We start from the raw sequence: 14,701 nt of genomic DNA on the forward strand, positions 1-14,701 counted from the left end.
CCCCCTTTACTTCGAAAATTGTTTCATTACTTCCATTAACTCTTCGATGGCTGCGTCACCTTCCCCGGATTTTACCGCGTGACTCACACAATGCTTCGTATGTCGTTCTGCCATCGTGAAACCTACTTTTTTCAAGGCAGCATTTATCGCACTAAGTTGAACGAGAACGTCTACGCAATACCGATCTTCTTCTACCATATTTTGAATGCCCCGCACCTGTCCCTCGATTCGCTTCAATCGATTCAGCAATGCCTTTTTCTCACTATCTGTACGAGGAGTTATTGGCTGGTCGTGTAAATATTCTCCCATTCTCATCACTTCCTTATTCTTTCTAATAAATACTATACCCCCCTATTGTATGTAGGTCAAGAAAAAGCATGTATGGGATCTACTTGTGCGAGGAAATGTTTATCATTGGCAGTACATAGGTACCCTTACAATAAGAACGCTTTTGTCTGAAACTGTTTTCTTAAATATGGTTGTTGGACAAGAGTTGAGTGGTAGGCGACGTCTCCCGGAGAAAATGTTCACGGCTAGCGAATCTTTTTCTTCGTTCAGGCAACAAAGTTTGCGGAGACAGTCAAATCTAATGAAAGGAATCGATCTCGTGAGTGTCTCTCTCTATTATTTGTTAGGATTAGGTTATACATTTCTTTTAGCGTGGGGATTGTTTCAATCGAAAAAAGCCGGCTTCTTCGACTATACGAATGTATTACTTCTCGTTATTGTCGGACTTATTTATGACAATGTTGTTATTGCGCTCGGTTCTTCCATCGGGGAAGGAGCCCTGCTTCAACAGGTAAGTTATGCGCGATACTGGATTCACGCTTTCTTTACCCCTACCTTAATTCTATTTGCTTGGAGTCTCTCATGGAAATTGCAACTACCGTGGGCTCACCGCATGTATGGAAAAGCTTTTTCTTTTTTATTAACGATCGCAGTCATCTTGTATGAACTGCTAGTAACGTTGCGGGGGCTCGAACTTGAACCAAACTGGGAAAATGGTGTGCTGACCTATGAAAGTACAGCTGCAGAAGGAATTCCGGTTATGGTCGTGGTGGTTACTTTATTTATTGCAATGACAGGGGTATTTCTCATCAAAAAATTTCGATTCCCGTGGCTCCTTATAGGGACGGCGATCATGATAGGCGGCGGGATAGCCGGGGCTGTATTTCCTGACTTCCCGATGATGAATGGACTGGAGTTCATATTTATTGTGTCGTTGCTTATAACGAGACAATTCGTCATACAGCAAGCAGCCCTTTCTTCAAGCACATTTTCCTCGTCTTAGGAGTAAGAATGACGGGACAGGAATGTAGTCAATACAAAATATGCCTGACTCCCACTCTGCCGATGATCCGCAGAGAAAGAGTCAGGCATTTCTTTCGAGCGCTTCTATTGTTTATTTACAGAGGCATCATAAATAGTATCTACTGCACGTTGAAGTGTTTCGTTAAATTCACTGTCAGACTGTTTAACGTTCAATTCAGCTGTCAGTGCACGTGAGAAGCTTGCTATTAAATGATCGTTCTGTTTTAATTTTTCATTCGCTTCTTCACGAGAATAGCCGCCGGAAAGCGCAACAACACGAACGACGCGTGGATGGTCAGCTAATTCCTTATACAAATTCGCTTTCGTTGGAAGAGTCAACTTCAGCATGACATTTTCATCCTCAGAGAGGTCATTTAAATGATTAAGAATTTCCTCTTTCAGAATGTCTTCGGATTTCTCCTTGTCTTCACTGTGGATATTCACTTCCGGTTCAATGATAGGAACTAAATCTGCAGCCACAATACGTTTCCCAATATCGAACTGCTGATCCACGACAGACTTAATGCCTTCTTCGTTTGCTTCATGAATAACAGAGCGCATTTTCGTACCAAAAATATGGCGTTCATTCGCGCGACGCAATGTGTCATCCAAGTCATGGATAGGCTTCATCATTTGAACCCCATTTTCTTTGTCAGCAAGCCCTTTGTCCACTTTCAAGAAAGGAACAACACCTTTACCGGCAAGGTAATCGCCTGTATATTGACCTTCCACTTTTCGGTCCATGGTCTGTTCAAACAAAATAGCACCGAGAATTTGATCAGAACGGAACGCAGGAGAAGTGACAATTCTTGTTCTCATCTCGTGCACAAGATCAAACATTTCGTCTTCTCCCGAATATGAATCTTCGGCAACGCCATACGCAGCTAATGCTTTCGGTGTACTTCCTCCGCTTTGGTCGAGTGCGGCAATAAATCCTTTTCCATTCTTGATTTTTTCAAATTGTTCATTGTTCATATGTTTTCACCTTCTTTTCGTTTTTCAAAATACCCATCACTCATCTTACCATTCCTGTCCACGTTACAACATATTATTTTACAACAACGTACCAGGCTGTTCCATCCACAAGTATGTATAAAGAATAGAAATTCGCTCCCTATCATTATTCCAAACTTCTACTATCTTCTCAAGATTTAGCGGTAAAACTGACTGTTAAGCAAATTTTGAACAACCAGGGAAGAGAGGCAGCTTGTTTCGGTGTTATGCCGCCCTCTCCCTTTCCTTTATTGAGATAAGGAGGAAACTGTTACGCGATCTTGACTTGGTTTATCGACTTAAATCCCTGACCGCACTCGCTAATAAAAGTATCGCTGCAATCGTGTGCAGGATCCAGCCGACGACAGGAATCGCAGATAATAGAGATGTAATGATCCCAACAACGCTCGGTGTTTTGGCAGTACGGTACACAAACGTGACTATTAATGTAATGATATGAAGAACGAGCGCCGTTCCCAAGGCTGAGTAACCACTGAAGATAACAATACTTCCTCCGATAAACGGAATGGCTAACAGTGCTTCGAATCCTCCTGACACAAACTTTGCTATAGCTGATAGCATAAAATCATCCTCCTTTCTTTCACATTCCCTCTCTATATCCTACCCGCTATTCTCACTCACCACGCTCTTGATTTTATCGATAAGAAGACCGGACCGTCCTCTCACAATTTTACACAAGAGGAACCCTTGCCATTTAGCACATATATGTCTATAATTTGTTTGTTTCTAAATACTCGGATGGAGATAGGTGACAATATGACTACAACACAACCCCTCTCTCCTCAGAGAGATTATTTTTTTGATAATGCAAAGATTCTCCTTATGATTCTTGTTGTTATTAGTCATGCGATAAGACCATTAAATGACTCCCAGCAAATAAGCAATGCATTGTATTTATTATTATTCAGCTTTCACATGCCTTTGTTTCTATTTATTTCAGGTTATTTTGCGAAAAAAGCAGTCGCTAGTAAAAAGTGGGTACAGCCTCTGCAAAAATTGCTCATCCCTTATCTTGTGTTCCAAGTGATTTATACCTTTTATTACTCTTTTATTTCTGGTGACAAACTAGAATTTCACTTACTCCAGCCACATTGGTCGCTGTGGTTTTTATTAACATTGTGCTCTTTTTATTTCATCATCCACTTTTTTAAATTCAGTCCTTACTTCCTTATTCCTGCTGTTCTTATCGGCATCTTTATTGGATATACCCAAGCAGGAGCGTGGTTAAGTATTTCCCGGACACTCGTATTCTTCCCGTTTTTCCTGGCTGGTTACTACTTGCAGCGACGGCACTTTCAATTTTTGTTTCATTCGTGGCTAAAAGTGCCGGCTGGCTTAGTTCTCGTGTTGTGTAGTATCGGTCTCTATGTGTATTCCGGTGATATTCCAGCTGAATTGTTTTATGGAAGCAAAAGTTATGAGGTGATGGGCTTTCATGGTTGGGAAGCTGGCTTTTTCCGATTGCTTGCCTACACACTTACTATCGTTGTCTCTCTTGCTTTTTTAGTATTGGTACCAAAAGAAAAACTGACCATTTCAAAATATGCTCAGAATACGTTATATGTGTATTTACTACATGGCTTTTTGTTTCGGTATTTGCGGGAAACCAGCTTTTATTCAGCTATTGACTCTGGATTTGAGCTATTACTCCTCATCCTTGGCTCCGTTATCTTTACCTTTTTACTATCGTCTGCAATTGTAAAGAAAATGACGCAACCGCTCATTGAACCGTTGGATGTCATAAAGAAGAAGCGAATGCGACGTCTATCTCAGAAAAATGAGCCGTCGAAAGCCTCGTAAGGCAAGGCGCCATGATAAAAACTAGCTTGTTGGCCGACGTCAACCAGCTAGTTTTTTTATACATGGTGAGTCTATGCAGCGTCCTTCACCCAAGTCTTACGCCTATGTCGCCGCTAGATAGATGCTTAGTGCCTTTCTTAAAAGATAAGAAAGCATTCATGGAGTGATGTCTAGCTACAGCTCCTAGTCGCTCGGAGGCCCACAGTTGAATGATCTTTTGCTAAATTCACGAACGTCAACAGTTGATCTTCTGCTAAGAACGCAAACGTCCGATGTGGATCTTTTGCTAAATTCACGAACGTCCTGTTCGTAACGCAAAAGTCAACGCTTCCTGCGTAAGCCAACGCAGAAGTCAGTACATCGTGTACTAGCTAACGCAAAAGTCAGCACCTCCTGTGCAAGCCAGATCGGCGTTGTCCCAGGAACTTCCGCAGGAGACGGTGGCTTCTACGTTGCACACACGAGGTGTGCGGTTTTAGTAGAAGTTCCTTTTTCTTTAGCCAAACTTCCACCAGGAGCTTTCGCTTTTCTTAGTGGACATACCGACCATAATCGGGGATGGCTACTTTGTCAAAGTCTCGTACCAGTCGTTCCAGACCACGAGAGAGTTCTGGTCCGGACACCGGAACGCCATGACCGGTGACCGCCGTTTCCGGTTGAAGAGCTGCTAATGATTCTACAGAGTTCTTCGCAGCCTCCCAATCAGTGGTTAAATATCGTGGAGGTCCATTAATTTCCATCTCCTGGGTAATGACTTTATACAGTGATTCCTGTTTGACGGTAACAAAAGCGTCTCCTGCAATCAAAGCGCGATCTTTTTCTCGGAATAATGATATGTGGCCAGGGGCATGTCCTGGTGTGTGAACCCAGCGCCACTCGGGCATACCGGGTACCGTCCCATCAGTTGGCAAAGCTTTGACGTGATCTCCGGCATCCACGGGCTCATTTGGGAAGAGCGGGGACATTTTTGCAACCAGCCCACCTTCCACTGACCCATCCGGTTCAGGATAGCTGGATTGACCAGTCACGTAAGGTATTTCCGCCTCGTGAGCATATACAGGAACTTGCCATTTCTCAACCAAATCAATTAGTGCCCCCACATGATCAAAGTGACCATGTGTTAAAACGATGGCTTTTGGCTTACTATCCCTGCCAAAACGATGTTCCACCGCACTTACAATGGTCTCCGCCGACTCAGGCATTCCGGTATCGATTAACACGAAGTCCTTCGCATGGTCAGGATGACCAACTAATATCACGTTTACAATCTGATTCGTATAACAATAAATATCCGGAGCAATCTCTACTCCCAAACCGCTTTTCAACGAAGCCATCGGCATAAATTTATTTTCCATCGTATCTTTCATTCCGTCATTCCTATCGGTCCCCATGCATCCTCACACCTTCTGTTCGATAATTATGGAGACAGCTGTCTTTCTTGAAATGACAGCATACCTCCCATCGTCTTTAGTATGGGATAGCATGGTTTCTCGTATGTATGTTTTAAGTAAACTCAAGACGCAAGCAAATTTTTTCACCCGACGGTTACTACCATTCCTGCCAGAGATTCCACGGATAATCCTGTGGCGGATCAGAGTGGATGATGATTTCTTCTTTTTTTGTAGGATGCTCGATCGTAAGAGAATGGGACCATAAAGCAATTTGCTGGCCGGGCTGATTGACCTCTTTTCCGTATTTCTGATCGCCGTACAACGGGCATTGACGGGTAGCAAACTGGACCCGTATTTGGTGAGGCCTTCCCGTTTGAAGTCGGATAGAGAGAAGGCTAAGTTCTTTTTTTGTTCCAATCAACTCATAATCCAATACGGACTTTTTTGCATTTTTCTCATCAGAAGGAACAACAGTTACTTTATTTTTTCGACGATCCTTTACTAAATAATCTACCAACGTATCGCGGTTTTTCTTTGGTTGTCCTCGAACGATAGCTAAATATGTCTTTTGAATCGCATTCCTTCGAATCGCGTCCGATAATCGGGAAGCGGCTTTTGAAGTTTTCGCAAATACCATTACCCCACCGACCGGGCGATCCAACCGATGAACTAATCCAAGATACACATTTCCAGGCTTCTGATAACGAATTTTAATATCTTCTTTCAAGTAAGTAAGCAAATCCTTATCTTTGGATTGATCCTCTTGAACAGGGATATTCACCGGCTTTTCTACAAACAGTAAGTGGTTGTCCTCATACAAAATAGGTACGTTCATTTTTTTAACTCCTTTACTCACTACCTTAGCTTTAGCATCGATACATTCAAAATCTAACTTTTACCCCTTCCCATTATTCCATTCAATTTTTTATAAAAAGGGCATGGGAACAAAACGTTACAAACTATTATAAGCTTAGCAAATGGAAATCACATTGAGAAGGTTAGACCTATTCCATATTCGTTATATTGCTTTGATGATTGAAAGAGCTTCGTTATCGGCGGACGCTTTCACCACAGGCACGGCTAACTCCCAGAAACTCGCTATGAAAACACCCTTTAAAAAATCTAACACGACTTATTGACACTTTAACCATCCTCCTTATATACTTATATACATAACTATATAACCATATACCATTCATTAAATGACCGCATTGGAAAGGTGGTGTTGCGATTGAGCCATACATTTCATGATAAAAAACCAATCTTCCAACAAATCAAAGAAAAAGTCGAAGATCAAATTGTAAACGATCAGCTGAAGGAACATGATCAAATTCCATCTACCACCCAAATGGTCCAATTTTACAAAGTGAATCATTTAACTATTGCGAAAGGGATGAACTTACTTGTCGATGAGGGCATTATTTATAAAAAAAGAGGGGTAGGAATGTTTGTAGAGGAAGGAGCGAAAGAGAAGTTGATGCACCAGCGGAAAGAAGCGTTTGCTGATAATTATGTTATTCCAATGATTCAAGAAGCGGACAAATTGGGATTAACAGAACGTGACATTATCAATCTAATAAAAGAAATGAAAGGGCGTGGTCCCGATGGAGATTAATGTAAAAGTATCCGATCTTTCATTTAAATATAAAACCACAGAAGTGCTTCATAGCATTTCTTTTTCCCTCGAACAAGGAAAAACATACGGTTTAATCGGAAGAAATGGAGCAGGTAAAACGACTTTACTTTCTCTCTTAGCCTCTTACATGGAACCAACTTCCGGTACAATTACGATGGCTGGCGACAACCCGTTTGAGAACCGAAATATTATGCCACACGTAAGTTTTATCTATAACCCAGATTACAGTGATGAGTATGAAACAGCGACCAATTATTTCGAATTTGCCGAGCGATATCGACCTCACTTTGATATGGACTATGCCATAGAATTAGCACAACGATTCAAGCTTCCTATCGATCAACCACTCAAAAAATTGTCTAGCGGCATGCAGTCTGCTTTTCATGTCACACTCGGTCTTGCGTCCCGTTCACCGATCACTATTTTTGATGAAGCCTACCAAGGTATGGACGCTCCGGCTCGTGAACTCTTTTACCAAGAAGTGATCGCAGAACAATCTCGGTACGCAAGAATGATGATTTTATCGACCCACCTAGTTTCAGAGATGGACTATTTATTTGATCACGTTTTGATTCTAGACCGTGGATCACTTCTTATCGATGAACCTTACGATGTGATGGTGAATCGAGGTGCCACTATTACTGGCCCTGCCAATGATGTAGATACATTTGTTAGCGGGATGACCACCCTTCATACCGATCAGCTTGGCACAACGAAAGCAGTGACCGTTTTTAAAGATCTAAATGAACAAGAGAAACGAGAAGCCGAAGAAATGGGGTTGGACGTTGGTCCCGTGTCCCTTCAAGATTTATTTATTCATCTTACTGAGGAGGAAGACTGAGATGCATGACAACACACCATCCATACGCTCAAAAGTAGCGACTGACTTGTTTTGGACCCAACTAAAATGGACGTTTTGGTTTGTTCCTATTGTTTTAATCAGTTATCCTGTCCTTACTTTCTTTTTTGCAGAAGTTCAAGAACTTGAGTTAACATTTCTCTCCTTCCTCTTTCAACCGGCTAAAATTTATATGTTAGTGCTTGGTATATTTTCCATTTTTGCGTTTTTCCCTTACTATGTTAAAAACGGGGTAACTCGAAAGGATTATTTTACAGGATCTGCGCTAGCCGCAGCTGTCCTGGCTGTCACCATTGTTCTTCTATCTGTCATCATCATGATTATCTTACAACTCATTGGAAATTGGACGGCTTATTCTCCTGGCACAGAGCATTTACCCTTTCTTCAAATGTCCTCCAAGTGGGTCTTCCCCGCTGTGGTTGTAACTTGTATTATACTAAGCTATTACATTGGCGGTTGGATGATCGCTCTTGGTTTCTACAGATTCGGAGGATGGGGAGTCTTATTGTTTATTTTGATAGGACTGCTGTATTTATCAGCTATAGATTTATTATGGGAAGAGAGACCTACTTTACCCGTTCCGGACTTTCTACCTGCCGCCGCTCCAACCTTTTCACTCGGAGTCTCACTGATCTGCAACCTTGTTCTAATCATCGCCGGCTTATTCCTCCTCTTCCGAATTATCAGGAGAGCACGAATAAAATTGGATTAATGGGACGTGTCATTGTCATTCTGAAGTTAGCAAAATAGGACGTAAATGAAGCATGGGATGCTCAAACCCATGCTTCTCTTTCATGAATAATAATTAACTTTTCTTATCATCTTCGGAATGGTTGGTATCTTCCTGTTTTTGTTTTATTTCAGAAAGATCAGACGTCTCCCCTATTGAAGGAGCCTGCTCTTCCCTTTCTGTTGGAGCGGATGAAGTAAAGTGATGAGCATTTCCTCGAGAAACATAGCTTTCTAACATCGCTTTCAAATCCATTCCGGTAGTTTCCTTTAAAGACTCTTGAATGCCAAGCATTGTAGAAGTCACGTTATTCGCTATTTTCGAGGAACCTCCTTCCGATGAACTCCCTCCCATGTCAATGACTTTCATATCTTTAATTTGGGAAAGAGGAGCCGACACTTTCTCTGCATACTCTGGCAACACATTTAATATCATTTCAACAATAGCCGCTTCTCCGTATTTCTCCATAGCCTCGGCCATTCGTTCTTTCGATTCTGCCTCTGCTTGCCCGCGCTGTCGTATCACTTCTGCTTCAGATTCTCCTCGAATTCTTTCCTTATCCGCCTCGGCTTGGGCTCTTTTCGTCGTTTCATATGCTTCCGCATCTGCTATCGAACGACGGCGTTTGTTTTCTTCCTCTTCTAATTCAACTGCTCGCTGTTTTTCTATGTATTGGACTTTCAATTCCTCGTCCTTCACCTGTTGTGCCAGCCGCTGCTTTTCTAGTTCGCCCGCTTGTGCCGCGTTTGCTTCTGCCCGATTCGTTTCTTTTTGAAACTCGGCTTCTTTAATCTCTTTTTCTTTTTTCGATTCTGCAATAGCGGTTAAACGGCGGTTTTCTTCATCTTGGGCTTCCTGGTCATTTTTCGCTTGGTAAATTCGCGTTTCTTTCTTGGCATCCGATTCTGCCATATTGGCTTTTTTCTGCACTTCTGCAATATGCGGACGTCCCAACGCATCGATGTAGCCATTTTCTTTATCGACATCTTCTACATCATTCAAAGCAAAGGAAGTAATTTCAAACCCCATTCCTTTGAGATCCGCTTCTGCAATTTTCTTAACTTGAGTGTTCACTTCTTTAAAATCATTATAGATTTTTTCAATAGGAAGAGAAGCTATAATGGAACGTAAGTGACCGTTTAACACATCTTTTAATTCAGATTCCCGTTCATTTTGTTTCTTCCCTAAAAATTTCTCGGCAAAATTAGCCATGATTTCTAATTCGCTTCCGATGCTGATAACTGCTGTGCTTGCGACGCGTACAGGTATTCCTTCTTTCGTGTATGCTTTTTCAGAATCTACCTGCAGCTGAAACGACGTTAAGTCAATAGGTGTGGCGGTTTGAAACATGCGCAGCCGATAACCACCGCCTCGGATAATTTTTACCGAGCGCCCATTATCGTCTTCAAATACATTTTTCTCTTTCTCGGGATCTCCCAAATTTGGTCCCGTAACGATAAGAGCTTCATTGGAGCTGGCTGTTTTGTAGCGAAGCCGAAAAATGAAAAACACTACCGCCCCCGCAATGACAGCGACAATCAATAAGCCTACTAAAATAATTACCATGAGACTTTCTGCCATTCCATTTCCTCCTTTAAGAATAGATTCCTCCCTCATTGTCAAGGAGACTTTGCTAACTGTAAAGTTCTTTTTCATGTCATAGCTTCTTACAAACCAAAATACCTGCTTTCCTCTTCCCAGCCTACTTTATTTATGAGACGTGTATAATCTTTCATTGAAAACAGATCGCATCTCATTCAAAATAAGGGAGAATACATGGTTTGCAGCATGATGGGAGTGGATAGAATGATAGCTTCAATGTATGACCGGAGAGCGAAAGCAGCATGGCTGGTCACAGCTGTCATTTTTCTTATTACTGTGATAATTCTCTTGATCGATTGGCCGGATTCATCCAATGATTGGGGAACGATAGCGTCCATTGGATTCGTCGGATTGGCGATGGCAGGGGTGGCGATGTCGAGCCGCAGTAAATATAATGAGGTAAAAGATATACATATACCTGAAACAGCGAAATCAATAATGGAGTTAGATCACCTTGTCTTAAAAAAAGATGTAGGCTTTTTCCCGCGCCTGCTTTTATTTGAAAAACAAGGCCATTACGTAGGTACTGTCAAACCCTTGCACATCCCTTTCTTTCTCTACCCTGTCAGTTTCTTGCTTCGCGATTCGCTAATCATGATGATACCGCTGCGTTATGGCGTATTTTCATACGATGGCACCTTACTATTTACTTTGAAGAGAACAGGTATGAAAGACTCCCGAGTCCATATCTATGATCCGAACGGAGAAAACATAGGAGTATATGTCCAAGAGGACTTTCGCAGTGTCACTAAAGTGAAAGGCAGGCTGAAAGATGAGGAAGGACAGGTCATTTTGCCTGTGGAAATGAAAGGATTCTCCGGTGACTTCTCGCTCTTCGACGAAGACGGAGAACAGTGGGCCCATTTTTACAATGGGTATTTTCCCCATACTTACACCACCCTGTTCCGTGATATGGATAATGATATCGTGGACATAAAAGAAGATCTTTCCCAGAAAAATAAAACACTATTACTTGCAATGATATGTTATGTATTTCTCGAGCGCAGCAGATAACTATAGGAAGAAAGAAGGAATTTATGCATGCCAAAACGATAAAAAGAGCACAGAGAAGGGAAATGGGACGGATGGATTGATGTCTATTGTTTATACCTGATCTTATCCTTCTTCCGATTCGATTCCTTTTCCGTGGAATGGGACGTTTTATTCAGCATTGGTGGTAACGATTCAACCGATTGACACCTTTTTTACAGAAATATCCAAGTCAAGACGATAATAAGCAGAAATGGCAGGAAAACAAACAATAGAAACGTGGGTGGTACGTAATCCTCTTCCTCTTTCGTTGGCCAGTAAAAGAAAGGGACAGGATCTTTTCCCGTTTTCTTGCGAGCTTGATTCATGCGGCGATGGCCGAATTTCATTAACCAGGCGCCACCTACGATGAGCAAGATGTACAACCACCAGAAAGAACCAACACTACGCAACAACATACTAAGTGCTAACCCGATGACAATCCCCGGTACGACGAAAAATGACCGCCAAAATAATTCTTCCTCTTTCATCAGCTCTCCTCCCTCCTTGTCCGTTACTTCCCATTATACATCGTTTTACGGGTTACAACAGGTACAAAGTAAAGCTGCTGATTTAGGGTTCCCTGTATTTCTTTCTCGTTTCAGAGCCTATACTATTTCTCTATCCAACTATCGAGCAGCACATAGCCAAAAACAAGTCCCGTTACGGTTGTAGTAATTGTCCCATTACCTACTATCATTGCTTCATAAACGAGCCAGAAGTTCATGCCCCCGGGGAGGTACATAAGAAGAGGCAACGATGTCACATACAAAGCAGGTGCTCCAACAACAAGAAGTTTGATCCAATTACAGGTCCATTCCCTTTTCTCCTTTATCTCCAATAGGAGTTGAGGAAGTCGAAGCAACACCCCTATAAGGATCGGAAACACAACAGAGAAGATGGTGACCGGCAGTACTTCGAAGGTGGCACCAGCTACATCCTTTAAATAAACTTGATACTTTGATCCACTCAATAGGAAAAAACCTATGATTCCGACACAGACGATCTTATAAACAAATCGCTTCCAATTCATTGTTTTCCCCTCACCGCTACCATAATATGTAACTGATATCTTCCATGGTATCCCTCCTCATTTACATTTTCAATATTCGGACATCAAGAGACATGACGCAAGCTGGCTAAACTTGCGCAACAGTTCTCTATTTGGCTCATTTTTCATTGTTTCAAATCCGCTTATTTTCGTACTCCAGTAACCCACCACATACAAGAAAAAGTAGACGAGCACCTCATAAAACCGCGACCAATTTTTAGACTCGTAGAAAGAAAAGTATTCAAAGGCAGTCATTAATACTCCCCCACTGATTAAAGCAAAAATGATTCCTTTTAAATAAACATTCCAGTGTGGTTTTACTTGGAGAACAAACATGATCACAACAGGCGCTACCGAAAAATGATAAGGAAGCCCATGTAAATAGGAAAGTGCTCAAGATGACATCGCTCATCGATTCATGGATGGATGATAATTGATCAAAGTTATTGCTTGTATGTTCCAAATGTCATTCCTTCACCTTCTTCTCCCTCTTTGTTTTGTAATGGTAGGTTCTGTTTTTCATCAGCGCTTTATGCATGACTCCGACGCCTGTGGAAAAAATGCGGTGCGAAAATCAACTTCACTTCCAATCAATAAAAACCAAAAAACGTTTGTGCATGGCAACCTTATTATTTTGTGATAACATAAAAAAGGAATCCAATATGAAAGCAATAAGTCCCAATGAAACAACGTTGGGTTAAGGAGAGCACTGTTAAAAAGGAAGGAGAAATACATATGAAAATTGCTGTGATCGGTGCAAGCGGAAAAGCAGGAAGTCTTATTTTAAAAGAAGCGATAAATCGAAACCACCTAGTTACCGCTGTCATCCGGAATGCAGATAAGCTAAAGGACCAGAGTATCCCAGTGATTGAAAAAGATGTGTTTAAGCTCCAAAGAGAGGATCTTCAAGCCTTCGACGTGGTCGTAAATGCTTTCGGTGCCCCGCTTGGAGAAGAGCAGGCGCATGTAGATGCTGGCCGCAAATTAATCGAAGCGTTATCCGGCACAAAGACTAGACTCCTCGTCGTTGGCGGAGCCGGCAGTTTATATGTTGATGAGGAAAAAACAATGAAAGTCATCGATACTCCGGAATTCCCGGACGTCGTAAAACCGACAGCGAAAGGGCAAGGCAGGAACTTGGATGATTTACAAAAATCCACCAATCTCACTTGGACCTTCATTAGCCCGTCTGCTGTTTTTGATCCGGAAGGAAAACGAACAGGAACCTATCGAACAGGAAACGATCACCTTCTTACTAATTCAAAGGGAGATAGCTATATCAGTTATTCTGATTATGCTATTGCTGTTGTGGATGAAATAGAAAATTCCAAGCATGTGAATGAGCGGTTTACCGTCGTCGGTGAAGCGGAATAAATGAGGGTAAGCAAACAGACGAACCAGGAGCTGAGCACTCCGCCTGGTTCGTTTTTTGATGAAGTATGATATATCTAACCGCATAAAAATTCCTAATCGGTTTCACTTATAAAAAAAGCGCACTCTCCTTTTTAGAAAACGCGCCATTCGTTGCATCTGTATTAACTTAAGTAAGCATAGATAAAGCTTCCAATGATTGTCAGAAGAATCACCATATAAATTACTCCTGCAAACACGTTAGACACTCCTTATTAGAATTGCCTCTAATCTATACTTTATCTTCTCTGCTTCTCCCCGTCAAAGTTCTTCCGCGAACATATTTGACACGGCGTCAATCTCTCTCCTATTCTTTCCGCCAAAACGTAGTGCAGTCTTCTTTGTCTTTTATATTATAATCGATCATTTTCTTAAGTAAGCCGTAATCGACAGGGCGGTTCCACGGAAAACGTACGAGCTGCTTCGTGTACTGATAGCCAGCTTGTTCGATCTCATCTGAGAACTGCGCGATCCCTGCATGTTCTGGTGCGACAGCCATATGTTTTTTTGCTGCACTAAAGCCAATATTGAACTACTCCCACTTAGCTTTGCTTGAAGTGGGAGATTCCTAAGAACTCCGCTCTACAGAGCAGATATGGATTAGGCGATCCCCGACGTCCCTTCGGTTCATCGTAAGGCTTCTTTACGAATATTCTTACTGGCGTTAAGGTCTCTGTCATGATGAGTTCTGCACGAAGGACACTCCCATTCACGCACGGCGAGATCTTTGACGTCTTTATGCTGGTATCCGCACTCGGAGCATAGCTGGCTGGATGGAAAGTTACTTGGAACGACAACGACTTTTTTGCCATACCAATCGGCTTTGTATTCCAGCATCGTACGGAAGAGAGACCAGCTGACTTCATGA

The 14,701-nt window shown here is 42.0% G+C and carries 17 protein-coding genes and 1 pseudogene; 7 read left to right on the top strand and 11 right to left on the bottom strand.

Annotated features, from left to right (window positions below):
- Positions 1–6: 6 nt before the first annotated feature.
- Positions 7–309 (bottom strand): metal-sensing transcriptional repressor, encoded by a 303-nt coding sequence (locus BM095_RS15840; RefSeq protein ID WP_091664164.1) that lies wholly within the window; start codon positions 307–309, stop codon positions 7–9.
- Positions 310–589: 280 nt separating this feature from the next.
- On the opposite strand from BM095_RS15840, the gene BM095_RS15845 reads away from it, so the two are divergent.
- Entirely contained in the window at positions 590–1,291 is a 702-nt protein-coding gene (locus BM095_RS15845; RefSeq protein ID WP_091664167.1) for a hypothetical protein, read from the top strand.
- A 104-nt stretch (positions 1,292–1,395) separates the two neighbouring features.
- Here BM095_RS15845 and BM095_RS15850 read toward each other — a convergent pair whose 3' ends face one another.
- Positions 1,396–2,286, bottom strand: a complete 891-nt coding sequence (locus tag BM095_RS15850; RefSeq protein WP_091664170.1) for a fructose bisphosphate aldolase — start codon at positions 2,284–2,286, stop codon at positions 1,396–1,398.
- 309 nt (positions 2,287–2,595) lie between these two features.
- Positions 2,596–2,886, bottom strand: coding sequence for a hypothetical protein (locus BM095_RS15855; RefSeq protein WP_091664173.1), 291 nt, complete (start codon positions 2,884–2,886; stop codon positions 2,596–2,598).
- 195 nt (positions 2,887–3,081) lie between these two features.
- Between BM095_RS15855 and BM095_RS15860 the strand changes: the two genes are divergently transcribed.
- Positions 3,082–4,125 carry an acyltransferase family protein gene (locus tag BM095_RS15860; protein ID WP_177194851.1) on the top strand — a complete coding sequence of 348 codons (1,044 nt, stop codon included), beginning with the start codon at positions 3,082–3,084 and terminating at the stop codon, positions 4,123–4,125.
- A gap of 530 nt (positions 4,126–4,655) precedes the next feature.
- Here the strand turns inward: BM095_RS15860 and BM095_RS15865 are convergent.
- Both BM095_RS15865 and BM095_RS15870 read right to left on the bottom strand, forming a co-directional pair.
- Positions 4,656–5,516: an MBL fold metallo-hydrolase gene (locus tag BM095_RS15865; RefSeq protein ID WP_245757937.1), complete on the bottom strand. Its 861-nt coding sequence runs from the start codon at positions 5,514–5,516 to the stop codon at positions 4,656–4,658.
- 157 nt (positions 5,517–5,673) lie between these two features.
- Positions 5,674–6,351 (bottom strand): RluA family pseudouridine synthase, encoded by a 678-nt coding sequence (locus BM095_RS15870; protein WP_091664178.1) that lies wholly within the window; start codon positions 6,349–6,351, stop codon positions 5,674–5,676.
- 396 nt (positions 6,352–6,747) lie between these two features.
- Between BM095_RS15870 and BM095_RS15875 the strand changes: the two genes are divergently transcribed.
- From BM095_RS15875 to BM095_RS15885, 3 genes are read left to right on the top strand one after another with little or no spacing between them, the layout of a single operon-like run.
- Positions 6,748–7,131 (top strand): GntR family transcriptional regulator, encoded by a 384-nt coding sequence (locus BM095_RS15875; RefSeq protein ID WP_091664181.1) that lies wholly within the window; start codon positions 6,748–6,750, stop codon positions 7,129–7,131.
- Positions 7,121–7,993: an ATP-binding cassette domain-containing protein gene (locus BM095_RS15880; protein WP_091664184.1), complete on the top strand. Its 873-nt coding sequence runs from the start codon at positions 7,121–7,123 to the stop codon at positions 7,991–7,993. The genes BM095_RS15875 and BM095_RS15880 overlap by 11 nt, the downstream gene beginning before the upstream one ends.
- A gap of 1 nt (position 7,994) precedes the next feature.
- Positions 7,995–8,723: a hypothetical protein gene (locus BM095_RS15885; RefSeq protein WP_091664186.1), complete on the top strand. Its 729-nt coding sequence runs from the start codon at positions 7,995–7,997 to the stop codon at positions 8,721–8,723.
- Between the two features lie 93 nt (positions 8,724–8,816).
- Here BM095_RS15885 and BM095_RS15890 read toward each other — a convergent pair whose 3' ends face one another.
- Entirely contained in the window at positions 8,817–10,322 is a 1,506-nt protein-coding gene (locus BM095_RS15890; RefSeq protein WP_091664189.1) for a flotillin family protein, read from the bottom strand.
- A 225-nt stretch (positions 10,323–10,547) separates the two neighbouring features.
- Between BM095_RS15890 and BM095_RS15895 the strand changes: the two genes are divergently transcribed.
- Positions 10,548–11,357: a hypothetical protein gene (locus BM095_RS15895; RefSeq protein ID WP_091664191.1), complete on the top strand. Its 810-nt coding sequence runs from the start codon at positions 10,548–10,550 to the stop codon at positions 11,355–11,357.
- A gap of 191 nt (positions 11,358–11,548) precedes the next feature.
- Here the strand turns inward: BM095_RS15895 and BM095_RS15900 are convergent, their stop codons facing one another.
- The 3 genes from BM095_RS15900 to BM095_RS15910 all read right to left on the bottom strand — a co-directional run bounded on the left by BM095_RS15900 (position 11,549) and on the right by BM095_RS15910 (position 12,765).
- Positions 11,549–11,863 carry a hypothetical protein gene (locus BM095_RS15900; RefSeq protein ID WP_091664194.1) on the bottom strand — a complete coding sequence of 105 codons (315 nt, stop codon included), beginning with the start codon at positions 11,861–11,863 and terminating at the stop codon, positions 11,549–11,551.
- A gap of 122 nt (positions 11,864–11,985) precedes the next feature.
- A complete protein-coding gene (locus BM095_RS15905; RefSeq protein ID WP_091664197.1) occupies positions 11,986–12,405 on the bottom strand; it encodes a hypothetical protein in 420 nt (139 codons plus the stop codon).
- A gap of 69 nt (positions 12,406–12,474) precedes the next feature.
- Complete coding sequence (locus BM095_RS15910) at positions 12,475–12,765, bottom strand: hypothetical protein (protein ID WP_143083247.1); 291 nt, start codon at positions 12,763–12,765, stop codon at positions 12,475–12,477.
- A 393-nt stretch (positions 12,766–13,158) separates the two neighbouring features.
- Between BM095_RS15910 and BM095_RS15915 the strand changes: the two genes are divergently transcribed.
- Positions 13,159–13,797 (top strand): NAD(P)-dependent oxidoreductase, encoded by a 639-nt coding sequence (locus BM095_RS15915; protein ID WP_091664202.1) that lies wholly within the window; start codon positions 13,159–13,161, stop codon positions 13,795–13,797.
- A gap of 343 nt (positions 13,798–14,140) precedes the next feature.
- Here BM095_RS15915 and BM095_RS15920 read toward each other — a convergent pair.
- Positions 14,141–14,365 (bottom strand): annotated as a pseudogene (locus tag BM095_RS15920) (iron chaperone); the annotation flags it as partial.
- Between the two features lie 95 nt (positions 14,366–14,460).
- Positions 14,461–14,701, bottom strand: a 241-nt coding sequence (locus BM095_RS15925; protein ID WP_143083248.1) for a zinc ribbon domain-containing protein, incomplete at its 5' end; no start/stop codon positions are given.

The organism is Alteribacillus iranensis, from assembly GCF_900113025.1.
In the GTDB taxonomy this organism is placed as follows: domain Bacteria; phylum Bacillota; class Bacilli; order Bacillales; family Marinococcaceae; genus Alteribacillus_A; species Alteribacillus_A iranensis.